Origin of the sequence: Kineococcus endophyticus (assembly GCF_040796495.1) — a bacterium.
Lineage (GTDB): Bacteria > Actinomycetota > Actinomycetes > Actinomycetales > Kineococcaceae > Kineococcus > Kineococcus endophyticus.
In genome coordinates this window covers 36,178-59,048 of the sequence record NZ_JBFNQN010000019.1, presented here as the reverse complement: position 1 = coordinate 59,048, position 22,871 = coordinate 36,178, and the positions used below count along the sequence as shown (strand labels likewise).

The window sequence follows — 22,871 nt, the reverse complement described above, 5'->3', positions numbered from 1 at the left end:
CCCCGGAGGACACCCGTGCCCGAGCACCTCGAGGACACCACCTTCACCGCCGCGCTGGTGGCCGACCTCGACCGGCGCGTCGACGCGCTCCTCGCCGGCGACGCCCTGGCGCTCAGCCCCCTGGCCCACCGCGAGACGACGGCGCGCCTGAAGGGTCTGGTGACCGCCTTCTCCCATCCGGCCTCCGCCCACCACCACGACGTGCGGCTGTTGCCGGTCGCGACCCGGCTCGTGGAGCTGCTGAGCGTGGCGCAGACGCCGAGCGGCCTCTTCGACAGCACGAACCTCGCCTCCCCGCCCGACACGGCCTTCACCGTCAACGACCTGTGCCTGACGGCCGAGCTCGCCGGGCGCGAGTCCGCGCTGGCCGGCGTCGCCTCCGGGCTGCGGGCCGTCGCGGAGCGGACGCTGCCGCCGCTGCTGACCGGCGGGGTCCACACGCCCAACCACCGCTGGGAGATCTCCAGCGCGCTGGCGCGGCTCGGTGCCCTGCTCGGGGCCCCCGACGTCGTGCGCGGCCGGGTCGAGGAGTGGCTCGCCGAGGGCGTCGACCTGCAGGCCGACGGCATGTACTCCGAGCGCAGCCCCCTGTACGCCGGGGCCGTCAGCAGCCCGTCGCTGCTCGTCGTCGCCGACCTGCTCGACCGGCCCGACCTGCTGGACCCCGTGCGCCGCAACCTGGAGGCGTTCCTGCCGCTGCTCGACGAGGACGGCCTGCTGGAGTCGGTGCACTCGCGCCGGCAGGACCAGCACACCGCCGGCCACCCCGGCGCCGACCTGCTGCTGCCGTACCGGCGCTTCGCCCTCGCCGAGGACCGCGCCGACTTCGCCGACGCCGCCCGGACGCTGCAGTCCCACGGCGTCGACGGCCGCTCGGTGCTGCCCGAACTCCTCGCCCACCCGGGGCTGGCCGGTGTCCTGCCCGCGGGCAGCGGGCGTCCGTGGGCGGGGGAGGCCGTGCTGCCCGCGTCCGGCCTGGCCGTCCACGCCGCGGGCCGCACGCGGACCGTCGTCTTCGGCGGCAGCGACCAGCCCGCCGTCGGCACGATCCGGTCCGGCACGGCGAACACCGCGACCTTCCTGCGGTTCCGGCACGGCGCGGCCGTCCTGGAGTCGCTGCGCCTGTCGACCGCCTTCTTCGGCCTCGGGCCGTTCCGCAGCGCGACGCTGGAGCAGGAGGCCGCCGGGACCTTCGTCCTGTGCCAGGAGCTGCGCGCCGGGTACTACCAGCCGCTCGCCGCCGCCGACCGCGACCCGGCCGGGGACTACCCCCTGGGCGACGAGGGCCGCTTCCACGCCGCGATGGCCTTCGGCCGCCGCGCCGTGGACGCGGTCGAGCTCACCACGACCGTCCGGGTGGAGCTGCTCGACGACGGGGCCGACGTCACCGTCGGGTTCAGCGGGGCCGCGACGTCGTACGCGCTCGAGCTGTCCTTCCGCCCCGGCGGGACGCTGACCGGCGCCGAGCCGTCGGCCGACGGCGCCCGGGTGCTCACCGGGCCCGAGCTGCGGTACCGCGTCGCCGGTGACGAGGTGGTCCTCGTCCGCGAGGGCGGGGGTGGCGCGGCCGGTGAGCACCAGCCGGCGCGCTACGACGGCGGGGAGCAGTACGACTACCTGCAGGGCAGCCACGCGGCGGCCGGCGAGCGCGTCTACCTCACGGGCCGGACGCCGGGCGTCGTGCGGCTGCGCCTGCGCGGTGGCAGCCGCTGAGGCGCGCTCGGAGGGATTCGAACCCCCAACCAACCGGGTAGAAGCCGGTCGCTCTGTCCGTTGAGCTACGAGCGCAGGGCACCGGCGGACCGGCGGGTGGAGCAGGTCGCACCGTGGTCGTCAGCCTAGCGACCCGGCGGATGGTGGGCCGCCCGGCGCCTGCGACTAGCCTGGGGACGTGGCGGAATTCATCTACCAGATGCAGAAGGCGCGCAAGGCGCACGGGGACAAGGTCATCCTCGACGACGTCTCGATCTCCTTCTACCCGGGGGCCAAGATCGGGGTCGTCGGACCCAACGGCGCCGGGAAGTCGAGCGTCCTGAAGATCATGGCGGGGCTGGACCAGCCGTCCAACGGCGAGGCCCGCCTCTCGCCCGGCTACAGCGTCGGCATGCTCATGCAGGAGCCGAAGCTGGACGAGAGCAAGACGGTCCTGCAGAACGTCCAGGACGGCCTGGGCGAGCTGAAGCAGAAGATGGACCGCTACAACGAGATCACGGGCCTGTTCGAGGACCCGGACGCCGACTTCGACGCCCTCATGGCCGAGATGGGCACGCTGCAGGAGGAGCTGGACCACGCCAACGCGTGGGACATGGACTCCCAGCTCGAGCAGGCCATGGACGCGCTGCGCTGCCCGCCCGGTGACGCCGACGTGTCGGTCCTGTCCGGTGGGGAGAAGCGCCGCGTGGCGCTGTGCAAGCTCCTGCTCGAGGCGCCCGACCTGCTGCTGCTCGACGAGCCCACCAACCACCTGGACGCCGAGTCCGTGACGTGGCTGGAGCAGCACCTCGCGAAGTACCCCGGTGCCGTCCTGGCCGTCACCCACGACCGGTACTTCCTCGACAACGTCGCGCAGTGGATCCTCGAGCTCGACCGCGGCCGCGCCTACCCCTACGAGGGCAACTACTCCACGTACCTGGAGAAGAAGGCCGCCCGCATGGACGTCCAGGGCAAGAAGGACGCCAAGCTGGCCAAGCGCCTGAAGGACGAGCTGGAGTGGGTCCGCTCGAACGCCAAGGGCCGCCAGACCAAGTCCAAGGCGCGCCTGGCCCGCTACGAGGAGATGGCCGCCGAGGCCGAGCGCACGCGCAAGCTCGACTTCGAGGAGATCCAGATCCCGGCCGGTCCGCGCCTGGGCTCGGTCGTCATCGAGGCCAAGGACCTCAAGAAGTCCTTCGGCGACCGCACGCTCATCGACGGCCTGTCGTTCTCGTTGCCGCGCAACGGCATCGTCGGCGTGATCGGCCCGAACGGCGTCGGCAAGACGACGCTGTTCAAGACGATCGTCGGGCTCGAGGAGCTCGACGGCGGCGACCTGAAGATCGGCGACACCGTCAAGCTGTCCTACGTCGACCAGTCCCGCGGCGGGCTGGACCCGTCCAAGAACCTGTGGGAGACCGTCTCCGACGGCCTGGACTACATCCAGGTCGGCAACCAGGAGATGCCCTCGCGCGCCTACGTCTCGGCGTTCGGGTTCAAGGGCCCGGACCAGCAGAAGCCGACCGGCGTGCTGTCCGGTGGGGAGCGCAACCGCCTCAACCTGGCGCTGACGCTCAAGGAGGGCGGCAACGTCCTGCTGCTGGACGAGCCCACCAACGACCTCGACGTCGAGACCCTCGGGTCGCTGGAGAACGCCCTGCTGGAGTTTCCCGGCTGCGCCGTGGTAGTGAGCCACGACCGGTGGTTCCTCGACCGCGTCGCGACGCACATCCTCGCCTACGAGGGCACCGAGGAGAACCCGGCGAACTGGTACTGGTTCGAGGGCAACTTCGCGGGCTACGAGGAGAACAAGGTCGCGCGCCTCGGCCCCGACGCGGCCCGTCCGCACCGCGTGACGTACCGCAAGCTCACCCGCGACTGAGCGTCACCACTGCGCTCCACGGTTGAGGATCGTTGACGCAGCCGGCTCGACCTGTGAGCCGGCTGCGTCAACGACCCACCTCCGGAGGGCGCCCCGCGGTGACGGTCAGTCGGCCGTCGTGCGCCGGCGGACCGGGCGCGGGTGCAGGGGGGTGCGGGTGGCCAGCCACTCGTCGAACGCGGCCCGCGGCAGCGGCGTCGCGTAGAGGAACCCCTGGGCGTGGTGGGCGCCGGCGGCCGCGAGCAGCTGCGCCTGTGCCACCTCCTCCACGCCCTCGGCCACGACCTCGACGCCGAGGCGTCCGGCCATCTGCACGACGGCCTCGATGATGGCCAGGTCGGCGGGGTTGCTCGTCGCGCCGGCCACGAAGGACCGGTCGACCTTGACCAGCGAGACCGGCAGCCGCCGCAGCGCGGTGAGGCTCGCGTAGCCCGTCCCGAAGTCGTCGACGGCGATGCGCACGCCGGTCGCGGCGAGGTCGTGCACCCGGCGCAGGGCGTCGGGGGCCTCCAGGACCATGCTCTCGGTGATCTCCAGGACGAGCTGCTCGGGCGGCAACCCGCTGCGCCGCAGGCAGGACCGCACCACGGTGAGCAGCCGGTCGTCGGCGAGCTGGGCCACCGAGACGTTGACGTGCACGGTGAGGGGGCGACCCGCGACCGTCCAGGCGGCCGCGTCGCGGCAGGCCTGGTCGAGCACGTGCGCGCCGATCTCGTGGATGGCGCCGGACCGCTCGGCGCGGGCGATGAAGTCCTGCGGGCCCACCAGCCCGCGCTCGGGGTGGTTCCAGCGCACGAGCGCCTCCATCCCGCTGCACGAGACGTCGGCGGCGTCCTCGGCCAGGTCGACGACGGGCTGGTAGTGGACCTCGATCTGGCCCCGGGCCGTGGCGCCGGCCAGTTCGCGCAGCAGCACGGCCTCGGCCTCCGCCGCCGCGGACCGCCGCCCGAAGACCGCCACCCCGCCCCCGCCGGTCTTGGCGGAGTACATGGCCACGTCGGCGCGCTGGACGACCTCGTCGACGCCCCCGGTGGCGCCGGCGCAGCGGGCGACGCCGACGCTGCAGCCGACCTGCACCTCCTCGGCGGCCATCTCCGCGACCCCGGTGACGACGGCGACGGGGACCGTCACCGCGTCGACGACGGCCTGGGCCAGCGCCTCGGCGACGTCCGTGGTCGTCGAGGGCAGCAGGACGGCGAACTCGTCGCCGCCGAGACGGGCGCACAGCCCGGCGGCCCCGACCGTCGCGCGCAGCCGGTCGGCGGTCGCCGTCAGCACGTCGTCGCCGGCGCCGTGCCCGAAGCCGTCGTTGACGTACTTGAAGTCGTCGAGGTCGACGAAGAGGACGAAGGGTCCCGCCTCGCCGTCCGAGCGCTCGTGGTCCAGCAGGGCCAGGTCGACGGCGTCGCGGAAGGCGCCGCGGTTGGCGAGCCCCGTGAGGCTGTCGGTGTCCGCCCGCCGGGTCAGCGCGGCGTGGGCGGCGCACCGGTTGAGCGCCAGCGCGATCCCGTTGTTGAGCAGCGAGGCCGCGTGCAGGCCCTCGGCCGCCAGCTCGTCCCCGCCGGCGACGAGCCAGGTCTGCCCGTCGGGGACCGGGGAGGCGTAGGACGTCCAGCTGCCGGTGGTGCCCGCCGCGGCGTCGAGGGCCGCGTCCGTCGGGAGGGCTGCCGCGCCCGACGCCTCCGCGGGGACGCGGGCGAGGGTGAGGGGGGTCGCCCAGTCGCCGGCGCGCAGGTCGGCGTCGCCGACACCGTCCCGGACCCGCACGAGGGCCAGTCGCAGGCCGGGGGTCGCGGCGGCGATCTCGCGGGCCGCGGCCATCCCCGCCCGCACGACCTCGGCGCGGTCGACGAGCCCGACGACGGCGGCACCCAGGGTGCTGAGGGCGGCCTCGCGGCGCTGGTCCCGGACGATGCGGGCCGCCGCGGAGTGGACGCGACGCGCCACCGCCAGGCCGAGGAAGACGACCGGGAACGCCCCGGCCACCCCCCACACCGTGGAGGTCTCCGTGTTCGCGGGCAGGGCCCACCACACGGCCGCCCCGACGGTCACGGCCGCGACGTGGTGGACGCACCGCAGCAGCGCGGTGCGACCCGAGCCGTACTGCGAGCGGAACCACACGGCCCAGAAGAGGAAGCCGAGGACGGCGGGCGGGTCGGCGACCGCGGCGACGAAGGCCGCGCGCGCGACGGCGTCGGCCGCGTCGAAGAGGTCGGGGCGGGGCCGCGCCGCGGCGCGCAGGTAGCCGTGCGTCCAGGAGGCGATGAGGACGACGACGGCTGCGAGGACGACGAGGCGTCCGGCGCCGGTGTCGACCTCGGCCCCGGCCGCGGTGAGCAGCGTGCTGCCGATCGCGACGAGGAAGAACAACCGCCGGGCGCGGTCCACGACGTCCCCGTGCAGGTACCAGTCCCGCACGGCCGCGACGACAGCCCGGCCGTGGTCTTGACGCACCGCCATCCCCGTTCCCCTTCCAGATGTATCTAGAACTGCCCTGGAGAAGAGGTCGACTCCCGCGCTCGGTCCCTTGACGGGGGCCACTCGTCCGGCGCAGCCGGGGGTGGTCTCAGGGGGCGGACGGGCCGGGCAGCACGAACTCCACGCGCCGGTTCAGCTGCCGTCCCGCGGGGTCGTCGTGGCCGTCGACGGTCTCGGGCGCGATCGGGCGGGTCTCGCCGAACCCCTGCGGCGCCAGCGACGCGGTGACGCCGTGCCCGCCGAGCCAGGACGCGACCGCCGTCGCGCGCCGCACCGACAGGTCCTGGTTGTAGGCGTCGGTGCCGAAGCCGTCGGTGTGCCCGTCGACGCGGACGGGCTGCGCCGGCGGGGAGGCCTGCAGCGCGTCCGCGAGCACCTGCAGGACGGGAGCCGCGTCGGCCCGCACCCGGGCGGAGTCGAAGTCGAACAGCACGTCGCCGGGCAGGCGCACGAGCGTGCCGCACACGTTCCCCAGCGGGGCCAGCGCCTGCACCGGCGGGAACGACCCGGCCCGGCCCACCGGGGGCAGGGGGTCGGCCGCCACCGGCACCCCGTCGACCAGGGCCTGGCCCGTCCCGTCGTTGACGATGGTCAGCGTGCCGTCGGTGTAGGTCCCCGACCCGTCGCCCTCGTTGGTGGTGGTCCGGGTGCCGTCCGTCCACGTGCCGGACCCGTCGGCGTTCACGGTCGTCGTCCTCGACCCGTCGACCGACGTGCCCGCCCCGTCCCCCGAGAGGGTCACGGTGCGGCGGCCGTCGACGTAGCTCCCGGCGCCGCCGCCGTCCAGGCTGATCGAGGTGGTCCCGTCGCTGTAGGACCCCGTGCCGTCGCCGTTGTTGACGATCGTGACGCCGTCGGTCGTGGAGACCCCCGCGCCGTCGCCCTCGACGACGACGGTGCCGCGGCCGTCGCTGACGACGCCGGCGCCCTCGCCGTGGGGCACGAGCGTGCCCGCGCCGTTGACCACGGCGCCCGTGCCGTCGCAGCGGGCCGCCGTCACCTCCAGTCCCGGGGTGGCGCCGGCGATGGCCGACAGGCTCTCGGCGAGCCGGTCGGACGTCGCGCGCTGGGAGGCGGTGAGCGCCGTGACGTCGGGCACGGTGATGAGCGGGACGGGCGGGACCTCCCCGGGGCGCAGGCCCGGCACGACGGGGACCTGCGGTGTCGAGCCGCCGGTCGAGCCGCCGGTCGAGGCGCTGCCGGTCGGGGAGGCGGGGGAGGACGGGGACCCGGTGCCCGACGGCGCCGCCTGGCGCTGCGCGGTGCACGCGCCGAGGCCCGCGGCCAGGGCCAGGGACAGGAGGAGGGCGGGGGTCACGACCGTCGTCGGCAGCGCGCGCACGGTCCGTGATCCTTCCACGCCCGCCGCGCCCGGATCAGCCCTGCGGGACCCGGACCATGCCCTCCTGGGCCACCGTGGCGACGAGCCGCCGCTGGCGGTCGTACATGCGGCCGGTGGACAGCCCCCGGGCGCCGGAGGCGTTGGGGCTCTCGGCCACGTAGAGGATCCAGTCGTCGGCCCGGGCCGGGCGGTGCCACCACATGGCGTGGTCCAGGCTGGCCACGCTGGTGCCCGGGGTCGCCCACGCCATCCCGTTCCGGCGCAGCACGGGTTCGAGGATGCTCAGGTCGCTGGCGTAGGCCAGGGCCCCCCGCTGCACGAGGTCGTCGCCGGGCAGGGGCGCGTCGAGGCGGAACCACACCGACTGCCGGGCCCGGCGCTCGGGGTCGGGGGCCAGGTACAGGGCCGGTTCGACGTGGCGCAGCTCCACGTGCCGCCCGCGACCCATTTGCCGGGCCAGCGGGTGGTCGACGGCGTCCAGGACGGCGTAGTCACTGACGACGTCCTCGGGGTCGGGCACCTCGGGGGCCGGCTCGGCGTGGTCCAGGCCCTCGGCGGGGGCCTGGAAGGAGGCGATGCCCGACAGGATCGGCACGCCGTTCTGCGTGGCCTGCACGCGGCGGGCGGAGAAGGACCGGCCGTCGCGCAGCCGTTCGACGGCGAAGGCCACGGGGACCGCCGGATCGCCGGGACGCAGGAAGTAGGCGTGCAGGGAGTGCAGGCTGCGGTCGGGCGCCACCGTCCGCCCCGCCGCCACCGCCACCTGACCGAGCACCTGCCCACCGAAGAGGCGCTGGCGCCAGTGCGGGAGGTTCGGGCCGGTGAAGACGTCGGCGGCCGCGTCGCCGGGGGAGCCGGCCGGGCGGACGTCGAGGACCTCGAGCAACGGGGACACGTCGTGGTGGTCGGGCACCCGGGCACCGTACCGAGCCGCTGCACCGGGGGTGCGGGGCGGCGGCCGGGGGTAGCGTCGGCGCGTGCTCGCCGCCCGCGCCGTCCGCGCCAGTTCCGACGACCCGCTGTCCGCCCTCGAGGTGGCCGACGCCCCCGCGGCCGAGCCGCCCGCGGGGTGGGTGCGCGTCGACGTCGAGGGCGCCGCGCTCAACCGGCACGACCTGTGGAGCCTGCGCGGAGTCGGACTGCCCGCCGAGCGGCTGCCCATGGTCCTGGGCTGCGACGCGACCGGGACGCTCGAGGACGGTTCGGCGGTCGTCGTGCACGCCGTCGTCTCCGACGAGGACTTCCGCGGGGACGAGACCCTCGACCCGCGGCGGACGCTGCTGTCCGAACTGCACCCGGGGACGATCGCCGAGCACGTCTGGGTGCCCCGGCGCAACGTGCTGCCGCGCCCGGCGGGCTGGACGGCCGAGCGCGCGGCGTCGCTGGGGACGGCGTGGCTGACGGCCTACCGGATGCTCTTCACCCAGGCGCGGGCCGTGCCCGGGCAGACCGTCCTCGTGCAGGGGGCCGCCGGTGGCGTCTCGAACGCGCTCGTCGCGCTCGGGTCGGCGGCGGGCCTGCGGGTGTGGGTGACCGGGCGCTCGCCCGAACGCCTCGAGCGGGCGAGCTCCTGGGGCGCGGCGGCGACGTTCGCGACGGGGGAACGGCTGCCCGGCCGCGTGGACGCGGTGTTCGAGACGGTGGGCAAGGCGACGTGGAAGCACTCGGTGCAGTCGCTGAAACCCGGCGGCTGCGTCGTCGTGGCCGGGGCGACGACGGGTGGGGACGCGCCGGCGATGCTTGAGAACGTGTTCTTCAAGCAGTTGCGCGTCCTCGGCTCGACCATGGGGACGCGCGAGGAGTTCGAGCGGCTGCTGCAGTTCTGCGACACCGCCGGCCTCGCGCCCGAGGTCGACTCGGTGCACGCGCTGACCGACGCCCGCGAGGCGTTCGCCCGGCTGGAGTCCGGCCAGGCCGTCGGCAAGGTCCTCGTCCAGGTCTGAGGACGGAGTTCACCGCCGTCACGTCCTCCCGGCGAGCCCGGTGCCCGGTGGACGTGACGGCGGTGGATCGTGGGGGACGACTCAGTCGGTCGTCCACTCCTCCCAGCGGCGCTGCTCCCAGCGGGCCGCGCGCAGTTCCGCGCGGACGTCCTCGAGGCGGAGTGTCAGGTCGCGGGGCAGCTTGGCGCCGAACTGCGCGAAGTAGCTCTCGAGCTCGTCCAGTTCCGCGGTCCAGGCGGCGGGGTCGACCGCGAACAACTCGGCCAGGTCCTGCGCGGGGACGTCCAGGCCGGCGACGTCGAGGTCACCGGAGGCCGGGACCAGACCCACCGGGGTCGGTACGGCACCGACCCGCCCGGCCAGGCGGGCGCAGATCCACGCGATGACGCGGGAGTTCTCGCCGAACCCCGGCCACAGGAAACGGCCGTCGTCCCCGCGGCGGAACCAGTTCACCCCGAACACCGCCGGCGGCTGCGACAACCGGTCCTCCATGCCCAGCCAGTGCGCGAAGTAGTCGGCCATGTCGTACCCGGCGAAGGGCAGCATCGCGAACGGGTCGTGCCGCAACTGCCCGACCGTCCCCTCGGCCGCCGCGGTCTGCTCGCTGGAGACCGACGCGCCCAGGAACACCCCGGCCTTCCAGTCCGGCGCCTGGGACACCAGCGGCACGTTCGTGCGGCGGCGGCCGCCGAACAGCACCGCGTCCACGACCACGCCCTGCGGGTCGTCCAGCTCCTCGGCGATGGACGGGCACTGCGCCGCCGAGACGGTGAACCGGGCGTTCGGGTGCGCCGCGGGGGTTCCCGACGCCGGGGTCCAGTCCCGGCCCTGCCAGTCGAGGAGGTGCTCGGGGACCTCCTCGGTCATGCCCTCCCACCACACGTCCCCGTCGTCGGTCAGGGCGACGTTGGTGAAGATGACGTCGCGGTCGAGCATCTGCATGGCGGTCGGGTTCGTCGACCAGCCCGTGCCCGGGGCCACGCCGAAGAACCCGGCCTCGGGGTTGATGGCCCGCAACCGGCCCTCGGCGTCGGGGCGCATCCAGGCGATGTCGTCCCCGATCGTCTCGACCGTCCAGCCGGGCAGCGTCGGGCGCAGCATCGCGAGGTTCGTCTTGCCGCACGCCGAGGGGAACGCGGCGGCCAGGTGGAACTGCCGCTGCTGCGGGTCGGTCACCTTGACGAGCAGCATGTGCTCGGCCAGCCAGCCCTCGTCCCGGCCCATGGCCGAGGCGATGCGCAGGGCGAAGCACTTCTTGCCCAGCAACGCGTTCCCGCCGTAGCCGGAACCGAAGGAGAAGATCTCCCGGGTCTCGGGGAAGTGGGCGATGTACTTCAGGTCGTTGCACGGCCAGGCGACGTCCGCGCGGGAACGGCCGACCGCGTCGACGAGCGGGTACCCGACGGAGTGCACGGCGGGCACCCAGGTGGTGTCCGGGCCGATGGCGGCGAGCGCGTCGGCGCCCATCCGGGTCATGGTGCGCATCGAGACGACGGCGTAGGGGGAGTCGGTCACCTGCACGCCGAGCTGGGAGATCGGGCCGCCGACCGGGCCCATCGAGAACGGCACCACGTACATCGTCCGGCCGCGCATCGAGCCGGCGAACACCCCGGCGAGCTCCTCGCGCAGGGCGGTGGGTTCGCGCCAGTTGTTCGTCGGGCCCGCGTCCTCGCGGCGGTGGGAGGCGATGAACGTCCGCGACTCCACGCGCGCCACGTCCGTCGGGGCCGACCGCGCCAGGAACGAACCGGGCCGCAGGTCCTCGTTGAGGCGGACCAGTGTGCCGACCTGCACCATCTGCGTCGTCAGCCGCTCGAACTCCTCCTGGGAGCCGTCGCACCACACCACGGCGTCCGGTTCGGTGAGGGCCGCGACCCGGCGCACCCACGCCACGACGGACGGGTCGGCCGCCGCGTGCTGGACCCGGAGCCGGGAGGGCTGCTGGGGGAGCGGGGCGGGAACGTGTGCCGGGCGCAGGGCCCCCGTCGGCTGGACGGGGACGTCACGCGTCAACTCGATGGTCACGTCGGCGTGCCTCCTTCGGGAGCGGTGGTGGTCTCGTTCGTCGTCTTCCGAGCATGTGGTGCACGCAACCCCCGGACAACGACGGAGAGGGGTGAAGATCCGCCGTTCTTCACCTACCGTGAACCGCATGGCTCCGCTGCGCGTCGCTGCGCTCGAACCGCTGACCGATCCGGCGCTCGCCCCGCCGGTCCCGGAGACGGGTCTGGACGCCCTCACGGTGGGCCGACGGATCCGGCACCACCGGCAGGCCAGGGGGTGGACGCTGGCGCAGCTCGGGGAGGAGGTCGGGGCCGCGCAGAGCCAGCTCTCGCAGGTGGAGAACGGCAAGCGCGAACCCCGGCTGTCCCTCATCACCGCCGTCGCCCGCGCCCTCGGGGTCCCGCCCTCGGACCTGCTCGACCCGGCGCCGCCGCCGAGCCGCCGCGCCGCGCTCGAGATCGAGCTCGACCACGCCCAGCGGTCCCCGCTGGCCCGCACGCTCGGACTGCCGGAGGTCCGGTCGAGCCGGAAGCTGCCGACCGACGCGCTCGAGGCCCTGGTGGAACTGCACCGCGAACTCGCGCGCCGGCACGACGCGTCCAACGCGACACCGGAGGAGGCGCGGCGGGCGAACACCGAGATCCGGCACCTGCTGCGGGCGGTGGACAACCACCTGCCCGAGATCGAGGAACTCGCCGAGGACCTCGTGCGGGCGGCCGGGTACACGGTCGGTGCCCTGACCCACCGGCAGGTCGCGCGGATGGCCGCCGACCTCGGGTTCAGCATCATCCACGTCGAGGACCTGCCGCACTCCACGCGGACCGTCACCGACCTGGCCAACGGTCGCATCTACCTCCCGCCCGCCTCGATCCCGGGCGGGCACGGGCTGCGGTCCCTGGCGCTGCAGGCGATCGCGCACCGCGTGCTGGAGCACGAACGGCCCGCGAGCTACACGCAGTTCCTGCGCCAGCGACTGGAGATCAACTACTTCGCGGCGTGCTGCCTGCTCCCGCGCAGCGCCGCGGTGGAGTTCCTGTCCGCGGCCAAGGCCGACAAGGACCTGGCGGTGGAGGACTTCCGCGACGCGTTCGGTGTGACGCACGAGGCTGCGGCGCACCGGCTCACGAACCTGCTGACGTCGCACCTGGGGATCCCCGTCCACTTCCTGCGCGTCGGCGACGACGGTGCGCTCTACCGCGGGTACGAGAACGACGGGGTCCCGTTCCCCGAGGACTCCTCGGGTGCCATCGAGGGGCAACCCGTGTGCCGGCAGTGGACCGCGCGCACGGTGTTCGACGTGCGGAACCGCACCACGGAGAACTACCAGTACACCGACACGCCCGCGGGGACGTTCTGGTGCTCGAGCCAGACGGGGACGAGCGACGACGGCGGGTTCTCCATCACGGTCGGCGTCCCGTACGCGCACGCGAAGTGGTTCCGCGGCCGGGACACCCGGGTGCGGGCGAAGAGCACGTGCCCGGAGGCGGCGTGCTGCCGCCGTCCGCCGGCGGGGGTGGCCGAACGGTGGGCCGACCACGCCTGGCCGAGCGCCCGGCTGCACGCCCAGACGCTGGCGCCGCTGCCCTCGGGGCGGTTCCCCGGCGTCGACGACCTGGAGGTCTACTCCTTCCTGGACTCCCACGCCCCGCGCACCCCGCCGTCGTGAGCGGCCCGGGGGTGCGACGGCTGGGGCCGCGTGCGAGGGTGACGACGAGGCCAGTAACTGGCCCCACGCCGACCCGCGGTCCCCCAGGACCGGTCCGGACCTGGAAGGGGCTCGCACCACCGTGTCGCTCACCGTCCCCCGCGTCGTCGAGGCGGTCTCGCCGCCCGACGCCCTGCGCGCCCACGTCGCCGCCACCGCCCTGCGCCCCTCGGGGACGGGCACCGTCGGGCTCGAGCTCGAACGGCACGTGGTCGACGTCCGCGCCCCGCGCCGCCGCGTGGACTGGGACCGGCTGACGTCGCTCGTGGCGGGGTTCGTGCCACCCGCGGGCTCGCGCCTCACCCTCGAACCCGGGGGCCAGGTGGAGCTGTCCACCCCGCCGGGCGACCTCGTGGCGACCGTCGCGGGCCTGGAGCAGGACGCGACCGCGGTCGACGCCCTGCTGGCGTCCGACGGGCTCGTCGCGCTCGCCACCGGCCTGGACCCCGTGCGCGCTCCCGTCCGCGTCCACCCGGGGTCGCGGTACCGGGCGATGGAGGCGCACTTCGACGCCGTGGGCCACCACCTCGACGGCGCCACGATGATGGCCTCGACGGCCTCCCTGCAGGTCAACCTCGACGCCGGGCCCACCGCGGGGTGGGCCGACCGGCTGGCGCACGTGCGCCGGCTGACGCCCGTGCTCGTCGCGCTCGCGGCGACGTCGCCGCTGCGCCACGGCGTCCCGACCGGAGCGGTGTGCGGCCGGCAGGAGGTCTGGGGACGGCTGGAACCGGGCCGGTGCCGGGCGTCCGGGGACGGCAGCGACCCGGTCGCGGAGTGGGTGGAGTTCGCGTTCGCGGCGCCCGTCATGTTCGTCCGCGTGCAGGCGAGCGGGGAGTTCGCGCCCGTCCGCGAGCACGTCCCCTTCGCCGACTGGGCCGCGGGCCGGGTCCTGCTCGACGACCGCCGCCCCGGCACCGACGACGTCGACGCGCACCTCACGACGCTCTGGCCGCCCGTGCGGTTGCGGGGCTTCCTCGAGCTGCGGTTCCTCGACGCCGTCCCGGCGGCCCTGCGCCCGGGCCTGGCCGCCGTCGTCACGACCGTCGTCGACGACCCGGTGGCGGCGGGCGCCGCCGCCGAGGCCGCCGAGCCGGTGGCCGACCGCGGGGCCGACGCCGTCCGGTTCGGGCTCGCCGACCCGGCCCTGCGCCGGGCCGCGCTCGGGGTGCTCGCCGCGGCCACGCCCCGGGTCGACCCCTCGCTCGTGGCCGCCGTCCACGCCTGGACGGAGCTGCTCGCGGCGGGACGCAGCCCCGCCGACCTCGTGACCGACCGGTTCCGCGCCGACGGACCGGACGCCTGCCTGACCGCGGAGGACCTCCGGTGACCACGCTCGACGACCACTCGACCGTCCACCCGCTCGAGGGCGCGGTCGCGGCCCTGCAGGCCGGCCGCCGCACGACGGCCCGCCTCACCGAGGCCGCCGACGCCGAGCTGACCGTCCAGCACTCCCCGCTCATGAGTCCGCTCGTCTGGGACCTCGCCCACATCGGGCAGCAGGAGGAGCTGTGGCTCCTGCGGCAGGGGGCGGGTGCCGACCGGACGCCCGTCTTCCACCCCACGATCGCCTGCCTCTACGACGCGGCCGAGCACCCGCGCGCGACGCGGACGCAGCTGCCGCTGCTGGACCCGCGCGCGTCCCGGCGGGCGCTCGCCGACGTGCGCAACCGCGTCCTGGACCGCGTCGCGCGCGTCCGCGCGGACGACCCGCGCGAGGCGGCGTTCGCGGTGGCGATGGTCGCCCAGCACGAGCACCAGCACGACGAGACGATGTTCGCGACGCACAACCTGCGCTCGGGCGACCCGCTGCTCGCGGCCGCGCCGACGCCGCCCGGCCGGGTCGTCCCGGCCGAACCGGTGCTCGTCCCGGCGGGGGAGTTCCTCCTCGGCGTCGACCCGGCGCAGGAGCCGTGGGCCCTGGACAACGAGCACCCGCAGCACCGCGTCCACGTCCCGGCGTTCCGCATCGGCCGCGTCCCGGTGACGAACGGTGAGTGGGCGGCCTTCGTCGAGGACGGCGGGTACGAGGACCCCCGGCACTGGACCCGCGCGGGCTGGGCGCACCGGCGGGCGGAGGGCATCACGACCCCGCTCGGCTGGGCCCGCGACGGTGCGGGCGGGTGGACCCAGCGGCGGTTCGCCGTCGAGGTCGCCCTCGACCCCGCGGCGCCCGTGCAGCACGTCGACTGCCACGAGGCGGAGGCCTTCGCGCGGTGGGCCGGCGCCCGGCTGCCCACCGAGGTCGAGTGGGAGAAGGCGTGCGCCTGGGACCCGGCGCTGGGCCGCCGTCGCCGGTGGCCGTGGGGTGATGAGGCCCCGACCGCGGAGCGGGCCAACCTCGGCGGGCACGCGCTCGGGCCCGCGCAGGTCGGGGCGTACCCGGCCGGGGCCAGTGCGTACGGCGTCGAGCAGCTCATGGGCGACGTGTGGGAGTGGACGTCCTCGGACTTCGCGCCGTGGCCGGGGTTCTCCCCGATGCTCTACGACACCTACTCCGCGCCGTTCTTCGGCGGTGGCTACCGCGTGCTGCGCGGCGGGTCCTGGGCCAGCACGTCCGTGTCGGTGCGACCCTCGTTCCGGAACTGGGACTGGCCCGTGCGACGGCAGATCTTCACGGGTGTCCGCCTGGCCTGGGACGCCTGAGCGTGTGCCGGCACACGGCCTGGCTGGGCGCCGAGCGCAGCCTGGCCGACCTGCTCCTGGAGCGCGAGCACGGGCTGCTGCAGCAGAGCTGGGCTCCGCGGCGGCAGCACCACGGGAGCGTCAACGCCGACGGCTGGGGGGCCGCCTGGTGGACCGCAGCCCGCAGCGCACCGGCCCGGTGGCGCCGGGCCGCGCCGCTGTGGGCGGACGCCTCGCTCGCCTCCGTCGCCCCGCACGTGGCGGCGGGCTGCGTGCTGGGTGCCGTGCGCGACGCCACCGTCGGCATGCCCGCGGACGAGACGGCGTGCGCGCCCTTCGTCCGGGGTGCCTGGGCGCTGTCGCACAACGGCCGGGTCGAGCGGTCCGTGCTGCCCGCGGAGGCCTGGCCCACCGCGGAGTCGGTGTGCGACTCCGCGGTGCTCGCGTCCTGGCTCCTCGCGGCACCCGACGAGATCGGCCCGCGCGTGCGCACCGCGGGGGAGGCCGACCCCACCGCCCGCCTCAACGTCCTGGCCGCCGACGGCGCCCGCCTGGTCGCCACCGCGTGGGGCGACACCCTCAGCGTCCTGCGGACCGACGACGGGGTCGTCGTCGCGAGCGAACCCCACGACGACGACCCGCGCTGGGAGGACGTGCCGGACCGGTCCCTGGTGCAGGTCGACGCGGCGGGGGTCCGCGTCACCCCCTTGTAGGGACCCGTCAGGCGAAGCGGACGACGTCCTCGGCGGCCAGGCGCGGCATGCGCGGCCGGTAGGCGTCCTCGGTGGCGGGGTGCCCGATGTTGACGACGAGCTCGGAGCGCCACGACGTCCCGGCGAAGAACTCCGCGTCGACGCCGGCCTTGTCGAACCCGGCCATCGGCCCGGCGGCCAGGCCCAGCGCGCGGACGGCGAGGATGAGGTACCCGGCCTGGAGTGCAGCGCTGTAGCCGCCCATCTGCGCCCGCATCTCGGCGTTGCCGTCCAGGACCGGCTGCAGACCGGACAGGAACGGCGCCACCTGCGGGATCGCGTCGTGGAAGCGGTCGTCGCGGGCGAGGACGGCCGTCACCGGAGCCGTCGCCGCGCGGTCGCGGTTCTTCTCGTCCAGCAGGGGTAGCAGCCGCTCGCGGCCCTGCGCCGAGCGGACGAACAGCAGGCGGAGGGGCTGCAGGTTCGCCGCGGTGGGCGCCCAGCGCGCCAGGTCCCAGATCTCGGTGAGCTGGGCGTCGGACACGGGGGTGGGGGAGAAGTGCTGCACGGTGTGCGCATCGGTGAACAGCGCGGCGCGGGCGCTCGAGTCCAGACCCAGGGGGCGGTCGTCCAGGGCGGTCATGCTCGTCTCCTCGAACTCACTACTGATGACGGGGCTGCTTCGAAAATGAGAGTAGCACTGGATCGTGAAGCGTCAAGGAGTAGGCTGACGGGTGTGGAGGACGTGCGAGAGGTCGACGGGGAGCACAGCGCGCGGGCGTGCGACGGGGCGCTGGCCCGCGCCTTCGGGTTCCTCGGCAAGCGGTGGAACGGGATCCTGCTCGCCACCCTCGGCAACGGTCCCGCCGGGTTCTCCGACCTGCGCCGGACCGTGGCGGGCATCAGCGACTCCGTGCTGTCCGACCGCCTCACCGAGCTCGCCCGGGCCGGCCTCGTCCAGCGCACCGTGCACGAGGGGCCGCCCGTCGCGGTCGTCTACGACCTCACCGACGCGGGCCGCGCGCTCGCGCCGGCCCTGGCCGAGCTCACGGCCTGGGCGCGCGCGAACCTGCCCGGGGACTGCGCCCGGGGCGCGTGAGGCTCAGTCCTCGAAGGTGTTGAGCATGCTGTGCGCGGCGCGGTCGAGGTAGTCCCAGAGGAGTCCCTCCTGCGCGGGCGGCAGCCCGAGCGCCTCGACGGCGGCGCGCATGTGCGTCAGCCAGCGGTCCCGGGCGTCGGGGTTGACCTTGAAGGGCGCGTGCCGCATCCGCAGCCGCGGGTGACCGCGCTGCTCGGAGTACGTCGACGGACCGCCCCAGTACTGCTCCAGGAACAGCAGCAGGCGCTCCTTGGCCGGGCCGAGGTCGGCCTCGGGGTACATGGGCCGCAGCACGTCGTCCTCGGCGACGCCGTCGTAGAAGACGTCGACGAGGCGGACGAACGTCTCGTGCCCGCCCACCTCGTCGTAGAACGTCTGCGTGCCGCCGTCCGGCCCCGCGGGCTTGCGCCCCAGGAGGTTCTGGGGGCGGACGAAGGGCAGGTCGGGACTCACCGCACCAGTGTCGCCTCCGGGCGGACGTCGACCGTCGCGGGGGCGTCCGCGGCACCCGCGGCGTTCGCGCGGGCCAGGGCTTCCGCGGCCTCCTTGACGTTCTCCTGCATGCCACCGAAGACGACGTCGTGGAACGGGCTGATCGCCGCCCAGTACGCCTGCCCGGCCAGGCCCTTGGGGTGGAACAGGGCGCGCTGCTGGAAGAGCGTGCGGCCCACCGGGTCCCGGCCCACCCGCAGGTCCAGCCACGCCAGCCCGGGGAGCTTCATCTCGGCCCGCAGACGCAGCAGCTCGTCCTCCTGCCGCTCCTCCACGCGCCACCAGTCCACGGCGTCACCGACCATGAGGTGGCGCGGGTCGCGCCGGCCGCGGCGCAGGCCGGGGCCGCCGGAGAACCGGTCCATGACCCCCCGGACCGCCCAGGCCATCGGCCAGGAGTACCAGCCCTGCTCACCACCGATGCCCTCGAGCACCTCCCACAGCTCGTGCGGGGAGGCGTCCACGACCGTCGTGCGCTCGTCCACGTAGAGGTTGCCGCCGGCCCAGTCGGGGTCGGTGGGCAGCGGGTCGCTCGGGGCGCCGGGCACGGAGGCCGAGCTCCAGCGCGTCGTGACGTCCGCCTCCTGGATGCGCTTGAGCGCCAGCTGCACCGCGCGGCGGAACGGGATGAGGCCCTCGGGCGGGTCCGGCACGTACCGCGCGACGTCCTTCTCCTTGCAGACGACCTCGTGCACGAGGCTCTCCACGAGCGGTCGGGCGATCGAGCCGGGGACCGGGGTGATGGTCCCCACCCAGTGGCTCGACAGCCGCGGGGACATGACCTTGACGGGCAGCACGTGCCGCTTGGGCAGCCCGGCCACCTCGGCGTAGCCGCGCATCATGTCCAGGTACGTCATGACGTCCGGGCCACCGACGTCGAAGGTGCGGTTGACGTCGTCGGGCATCGAGGCCGACCCGACGAGGTAGCGCAGGACGTCGCGCACTGCGATCGGCTGGATCCGGTTGTAGACCCACGAGGGGCAGACCATGACCGGCAGGCGCTCGGTGAGGTAGCGCATCATCTCGAAGCTCGCCGACCCCGACCCGAGGATGACCGCGGCCTGCAGCACCGTCGCGGGCACCGGGGCGTCCAGGAGGATCTCCCCGACCTCCCGGCGTGACTCCAGGTGCGTCGACAGCTCCTCGTCCTCGGGGTGCAGCCCGCCGAGGTAGACGATGCGGCGCACGTCCTGGTCGGCGGCGGCGCGGGCGAAGGTGCGGGCCGTGCGGCGGTCCTTCGCCGCGAACGAGGACCCTCCGCTCATGGCGTGGATCAGGTAGTAGGCGACGTCGACGCCCTCCAGCGCCGCGGTCACCTGGTCGCGGTCGGAGGCGTCCGCACCCACGACCTCGACCTCGTCGATCCACGGCCGGTCCCGCAGCTGCTCGGGGCGGCGGGCCAGGGCGCGGACGCGGAACCCGGCCGCCAGCAGCTCCGGCACCAGCCGGCCGCCGATGTACCCCGTCACCCCCGTCACCAGGGCCAGGCGCCCGTTCCCGGCCAGGACGTCGTCGAGGGACCCGGTGGGGGCGTCGGGCGTGGGCTCACTCATGCCGACAGTCTCCGAGCCCGGGCCCCGGCGCGCGACCCGGCGGGCGGGCGGGTCAGAGCCCCCGGTTCGTCCGGGCCGGGTCGGCCGCCGCGGCGTCCTGCGCGGCCACGTCGGCCTCGCTGGGCGGGGGCGGTTGCGGGGCCACCGCGGCGTTCGGGTCCGCCAGCGGCCGGGCCTGCCGCGGCGCGTCGTCGTGGCGCAGGAAGACGCGCTGGGCCAGGGGGAACTCGATGCCCTCGGCGTCGAACGCGGCCTTGATCCGGCGCCGCAGCTCGCGCTGGACGGCCCACTGCTGCAACGGGGCCGTCTTGACGACCAGCCGCAGCACGATGCCGTCGGTCGTCATCTGCTCCACGCCCCAGACCTCGGGCTTGTCCAGGACGAGGGGCTTCCACTCCTCCTCCTCGACGAGGTGGTCGGCCAGGCGCTGCAGCACCTCCTGGGCGCGGGCGAGGTTCTCCCCGTAGGCGACCGAGACGTCGACGACGGCGCGGGCCCAGCCCTGGCTCTGGTTGCCGACCCGCAGGATCTCGCCGTTGCGGACGTACCAGACCGTCCCCTTGACGTCGCGCAGCCGCGTGACGCGCAGGCCCACGGCCTCGACGGTGCCGGCGGCGTCGCCGAGGTCGACCGAGTCGCCGACGCCGTACTGGTCCTCGGCGAGCATGAAGATGCCCGACAGGAAGTCCTTGACGAGGGCCTGGGCGCCGAACCCCAGCGCGACGCCGGCGATCCCCGCCGAGGCCAGGAACGGCGCGATCGCGATGCCGACCGTGTCGAGCACCACGAGGATCGCGAGCATCCCCAGGACGAACGTCACGGTGCTCTTGAGCACCGAGGCCAGGGTCTCGGCGCGCTGCTGGCGGCGTTCGTTGAGCAACGGCGAGGACTCCAGCAAGCCGTTGCGCCGGCCACCGCCGAGCCGGCCGGCGCCGGTGGCGATGCCCGTGGCGACCCGGCCGATGAGCCGCATCGCCAGGTACCGCGCGATCCAGCAGACCAGCAGGACGACGACGACCTTCAGCGGCTTGTCGAGCAGGAACGCCACGACGTCGGAGGCGCCGGCCTGGGCCTCGGCGGAGTCCACGCCACCGAGGGCCTGGGTGATCGAGTCGAGCACGAGGGGGGACAACTCCTTCTCAGACGTGCTGGTCGGTGGACGCGTCGAGGTGGTCGAGCGGCAGGCCCGTCGCCCGGGCGGCGAAGGCCAGGGTGTCGCGGACGAGCCCGGCGCTGCGCGAGACCGACCGCGCGCCGTGCCCGACGTCCTTCTCGCGGCGCAGCAGCACGGGCCGCACGGCCGGGTCCGAGGCGGTCGCGTGCTGCAGGGCGGCGCACAGCTTGCGCGCGTGCAGCGGGTCGACGCGGCTGTCGCCGTCGAAGACGGTGAACAGCACCGCCGGGTACTCCGTCCCGTCGACGACCCGGTGGTAGGGGGAGTAGCCGTGCAACCAGCCGAACTCCTCGGGGTCGGCCGCCGTCCCGTACTCGTCGCTCCACGTCGCACCGAGCCCGTGCAGCTCGTAGCGGACCATGTCCAGCAGCGGCGCCGAGCACACCACCCCGGCGAACAGGGCCGGCTCCTGCGTCGCCGCCGCGCCCACGAGCAGCCCGCCGTTCGACCCGCCGTGCACGCACAGCTGCGCCGGCGTCGTGAACCCGCGGTCGACGAGGAAGCGGGCGGCGGCGTGGAAGTCGTCGAAGACGTTCTGCTTGGACCCGCGCATGCCGGCCCGGTGCCAGTCCTCGCCCTCCTCCCCGCCGCCGCGCAGGTTCGCGACGGCGTAGACGCCGCCGGCCTCGACCCACGCGAGCGCGTCGGGGGCGTAGTGCGGCGAGAGGCTGATCCCGAAGCCGCCGTAGCCGTACAGGACCGTCGGCGCGGGGGTGCGCGGCACCCCGTCCGCGTCGAGCAGGTCGGCGCGTGCCGTCACCTGCAGCCGGACGACCGTGCCGTCGGCGCTGGGGTACTCCAGCAGCCGGCTGACGACGGCGGGCACCTCCACGGCCCCCGGCGGCGCGGCCTCGACCGTCAGGGCCCGGGTGCGGGCGTCGAAGTGCCACACGTGCGAGGGCGTCGTGGTGTCGGTGTACCCGAACCACAGCTCGTGCCCGCCGTCGGGACGACCGACCAGACCACCGATGGAACCCGTCCCGGGCAGGTCCACGCGACCGGCGGCCCCCTCCAGCTGCCGGCCCGTCACCAGGTCGTGCACCGTGACGGAGCTGACCGCGTGCTGAGTCCAGCCGACGACGAGCAACGGCTCCGGCAGCTCGGCGCCGTCGAGGACCGCGACGTCGTCGAGCAGGGCGTCGGCCTGCGGGACGAGGTCCGTCCAGTGCTCGACCCCCGGGGTGCCCGGGTCGGCGACGGCGAGGCGGCCGCGCGGGGCGTCGAGGTCGGTGAACAGGTAGAGGCGGCCGTCGCGGCCGACCCAGGCGCTCGTGCTCGCGTCCCGGCCCTCCACCACCGGCCGCAACTGCGGGCGGGCGGGGTCACCGCCCTCGAGGTCGGCGATCCACACGTCGTTGCGCGGGGCCGTGCCCTCGGCGGCGGTGACGACGAGCCAGCGGCCGTCGCGCGAGGTCCAGACGCCGTAGTAGTTCGTCAGGGCGCGGCCGGCCCCGAACACCTCGACGTCGGTGGCGGGGTCGGTGCCGACGACGTGCAGGTGCACCCGCCGGTGGTACTGCCGCTCGTCCTCCGGGACGGACTCCGGCGGCTGCCGGCGGACGTAGTAGAAGGACCGCACGCCGTCGCGGGCGGGCAGCCAGGCCACGGGGGAGTAGCGCGCACGGTCGATCGGGCCGTCCACGACCTCACCCGTCGTCGCGTCCAGGACCCGCAGGACGCTCTCCTCGCTGCCGCCCTCGGACAGCTGGTAGGCCACGAGGTCGCCCTCGACGTCGGGCCGCCACGCGTCCAGCGTCGTCGTGCCCGACGGGTCCAGCGCGACCGGGTCGACGAGCACGCGCGGCCGTGCTCCCGGGTCGGTGACGGTCAGCACCCCGTGCTCGGCGTCGGGCTCCCGGCGCGTCCGGAACACCCGTCCCCCCCGGTGCACGGGCGCGCCCACCGACCCCGTCGCCATGAGCTCGCGCACCCGGCGCTCCAGGCCCGCCCGGCCGGGCAGCTGCGCGGCCCAGTGCTCCCACGCCTCGTCCTGCCACTGCGACCACGCCCGCGTGCGCGCGTCGGCCGGGTCCTCGAGCCAGCGGTAGGGGTCGGCCACCGGGACGCCGTGCAGCTCCTCGACCAGGTCGAGGCGGGGCGCCACGTCGGGGCCCGGACCCGCGGACGGGCGGGCGGGGGAGGGCTGGGAGTCCATGGTCGACCACCCTAGGTCGGCGCTCCGACACGGCG

17 protein-coding genes and 1 tRNA gene are annotated in these 22,871 nt (G+C 75.0%); 8 read left to right on the top strand and 10 right to left on the bottom strand.

The features are described 5' to 3' along the window. Positions 1 to 15: 15 nt before the first annotated feature. Positions 16 to 1,713, top strand: a complete 1,698-nt coding sequence (locus tag AB1207_RS22760; RefSeq protein WP_367640963.1) for a hypothetical protein — start codon at positions 16 to 18, stop codon at positions 1,711 to 1,713. A gap of 2 nt (positions 1,714 to 1,715) precedes the next feature. Here AB1207_RS22760 and AB1207_RS22755 read toward each other — a convergent pair. Continuing rightward, positions 1,716 to 1,788, bottom strand: a tRNA-Arg gene (locus AB1207_RS22755). Between the two features lie 103 nt (positions 1,789 to 1,891). Here AB1207_RS22755 and ettA point away from each other — a divergent pair. Beyond that, positions 1,892 to 3,574, top strand: a complete 1,683-nt coding sequence (gene ettA / locus AB1207_RS22750) for an energy-dependent translational throttle protein EttA (protein WP_367640962.1) — start codon at positions 1,892 to 1,894, stop codon at positions 3,572 to 3,574. Between the two features lie 105 nt (positions 3,575 to 3,679). On the opposite strand, the gene AB1207_RS22745 is transcribed toward ettA, so the two are convergent. The 3 genes from AB1207_RS22745 to AB1207_RS22735 all read right to left on the bottom strand — a co-directional run bounded on the left by AB1207_RS22745 (position 3,680) and on the right by AB1207_RS22735 (position 8,307). After that, positions 3,680 to 6,034 (bottom strand): putative bifunctional diguanylate cyclase/phosphodiesterase, encoded by a 2,355-nt coding sequence (locus AB1207_RS22745; protein ID WP_367640960.1) that lies wholly within the window; start codon positions 6,032 to 6,034, stop codon positions 3,680 to 3,682. 106 nt (positions 6,035 to 6,140) lie between these two features. Beyond that, positions 6,141 to 7,394 carry an OmpA family protein gene (locus tag AB1207_RS22740; protein ID WP_367640959.1) on the bottom strand — a complete coding sequence of 418 codons (1,254 nt, stop codon included), beginning with the start codon at positions 7,392 to 7,394 and terminating at the stop codon, positions 6,141 to 6,143. Positions 7,395 to 7,428: 34 nt separating this feature from the next. Further along, positions 7,429 to 8,307 (bottom strand): acyl-CoA thioesterase, encoded by an 879-nt coding sequence (locus AB1207_RS22735; RefSeq protein WP_367640958.1) that lies wholly within the window; start codon positions 8,305 to 8,307, stop codon positions 7,429 to 7,431. 64 nt (positions 8,308 to 8,371) lie between these two features. On the opposite strand from AB1207_RS22735, the gene AB1207_RS22730 reads away from it, so the two are divergent. Next, complete coding sequence (locus AB1207_RS22730) at positions 8,372 to 9,337, top strand: zinc-binding dehydrogenase (protein ID WP_367640956.1); 966 nt, start codon at positions 8,372 to 8,374, stop codon at positions 9,335 to 9,337. A gap of 81 nt (positions 9,338 to 9,418) precedes the next feature. On the opposite strand, the gene AB1207_RS22725 is transcribed toward AB1207_RS22730, so the two are convergent. Then, positions 9,419 to 11,362: a phosphoenolpyruvate carboxykinase (GTP) gene (locus AB1207_RS22725; RefSeq protein ID WP_367640954.1), complete on the bottom strand. Its 1,944-nt coding sequence runs from the start codon at positions 11,360 to 11,362 to the stop codon at positions 9,419 to 9,421. Between the two features lie 127 nt (positions 11,363 to 11,489). On the opposite strand from AB1207_RS22725, the gene AB1207_RS22720 reads away from it, so the two are divergent. The 4 genes from AB1207_RS22720 (at position 11,490) to egtC (ending at position 16,384) form a co-directional block, all read left to right on the top strand. Next, positions 11,490 to 13,007 carry a helix-turn-helix domain-containing protein gene (locus AB1207_RS22720; protein ID WP_367640953.1) on the top strand — a complete coding sequence of 506 codons (1,518 nt, stop codon included), beginning with the start codon at positions 11,490 to 11,492 and terminating at the stop codon, positions 13,005 to 13,007. Positions 13,008 to 13,128: 121 nt separating this feature from the next. Continuing rightward, complete coding sequence (locus AB1207_RS22715) at positions 13,129 to 14,376, top strand: glutamate-cysteine ligase family protein (protein ID WP_367640952.1); 1,248 nt, start codon at positions 13,129 to 13,131, stop codon at positions 14,374 to 14,376. Continuing rightward, entirely contained in the window at positions 14,373 to 15,692 is a 1,320-nt protein-coding gene (gene egtB / locus AB1207_RS22710) for an ergothioneine biosynthesis protein EgtB (RefSeq protein WP_437179007.1), read from the top strand. Before AB1207_RS22715 ends, egtB begins: the two co-directional genes overlap by 4 nt. A 2-nt stretch (positions 15,693 to 15,694) precedes the next feature. After that, entirely contained in the window at positions 15,695 to 16,384 is a 690-nt protein-coding gene (egtC, locus tag AB1207_RS22705) for an ergothioneine biosynthesis protein EgtC (RefSeq protein WP_367640951.1), read from the top strand. 7 nt (positions 16,385 to 16,391) lie between these two features. Here the strand turns inward: egtC and AB1207_RS22700 are convergent, their stop codons facing one another. Further along, on the bottom strand, positions 16,392 to 17,006 hold the full coding sequence (locus AB1207_RS22700; RefSeq protein WP_367640950.1) for a malonic semialdehyde reductase: 615 nt from the start codon (positions 17,004 to 17,006) through the stop codon (positions 16,392 to 16,394). Between the two features lie 93 nt (positions 17,007 to 17,099). Here AB1207_RS22700 and AB1207_RS22695 point away from each other — a divergent pair, with 93 nt between their 5' ends. Next, positions 17,100 to 17,462 (top strand): winged helix-turn-helix transcriptional regulator, encoded by a 363-nt coding sequence (locus tag AB1207_RS22695; RefSeq protein ID WP_367640949.1) that lies wholly within the window; start codon positions 17,100 to 17,102, stop codon positions 17,460 to 17,462. 3 nt (positions 17,463 to 17,465) lie between these two features. Here the strand turns inward: AB1207_RS22695 and AB1207_RS22690 are convergent, their stop codons facing one another. The 4 genes from AB1207_RS22690 to AB1207_RS22675 are packed head-to-tail and all read right to left on the bottom strand — an operon-like array spanning position 17,466 to position 22,836. Beyond that, complete coding sequence (locus AB1207_RS22690; protein ID WP_367640986.1) at positions 17,466 to 17,876, bottom strand: globin; 411 nt, start codon at positions 17,874 to 17,876, stop codon at positions 17,466 to 17,468. Positions 17,877 to 17,911: 35 nt separating this feature from the next. After that, positions 17,912 to 19,507 (bottom strand): SDR family oxidoreductase, encoded by a 1,596-nt coding sequence (locus AB1207_RS22685; RefSeq protein ID WP_367640948.1) that lies wholly within the window; start codon positions 19,505 to 19,507, stop codon positions 17,912 to 17,914. A gap of 52 nt (positions 19,508 to 19,559) precedes the next feature. Then, positions 19,560 to 20,627: a mechanosensitive ion channel family protein gene (locus AB1207_RS22680; protein WP_367640947.1), complete on the bottom strand. Its 1,068-nt coding sequence runs from the start codon at positions 20,625 to 20,627 to the stop codon at positions 19,560 to 19,562. A 19-nt stretch (positions 20,628 to 20,646) separates the two neighbouring features. After that, positions 20,647 to 22,836 (bottom strand): prolyl oligopeptidase family serine peptidase, encoded by a 2,190-nt coding sequence (locus tag AB1207_RS22675; protein WP_367640946.1) that lies wholly within the window; start codon positions 22,834 to 22,836, stop codon positions 20,647 to 20,649. Positions 22,837 to 22,871 lie beyond the last annotated feature (35 nt).

Bases quoted from the DNA above. Each gene is read 5' to 3' on its own strand.
- AB1207_RS22745 (WP_367640960.1), bottom strand. From the start codon at position 6,034: ATGGCGGTGCGTCAAGACCACGGCCGGGCTGTCGTCGCGGCCGTGCGG.
- AB1207_RS22720 (WP_367640953.1), top strand. From the start codon at position 11,490: ATGGCTCCGCTGCGCGTCGCTGCGCTCGAACCGCTGACCGATCCGGCG.
- AB1207_RS22700 (WP_367640950.1), bottom strand. From the start codon at position 17,006: ATGACCGCCCTGGACGACCGCCCCCTGGGTCTGGACTCGAGCGCCCGC.
- AB1207_RS22685 (WP_367640948.1), bottom strand. From the start codon at position 19,507: ATGAGTGAGCCCACGCCCGACGCCCCCACCGGGTCCCTCGACGACGTC.
- AB1207_RS22675 (WP_367640946.1), bottom strand. From the start codon at position 22,836: ATGGACTCCCAGCCCTCCCCCGCCCGCCCGTCCGCGGGTCCGGGCCCC.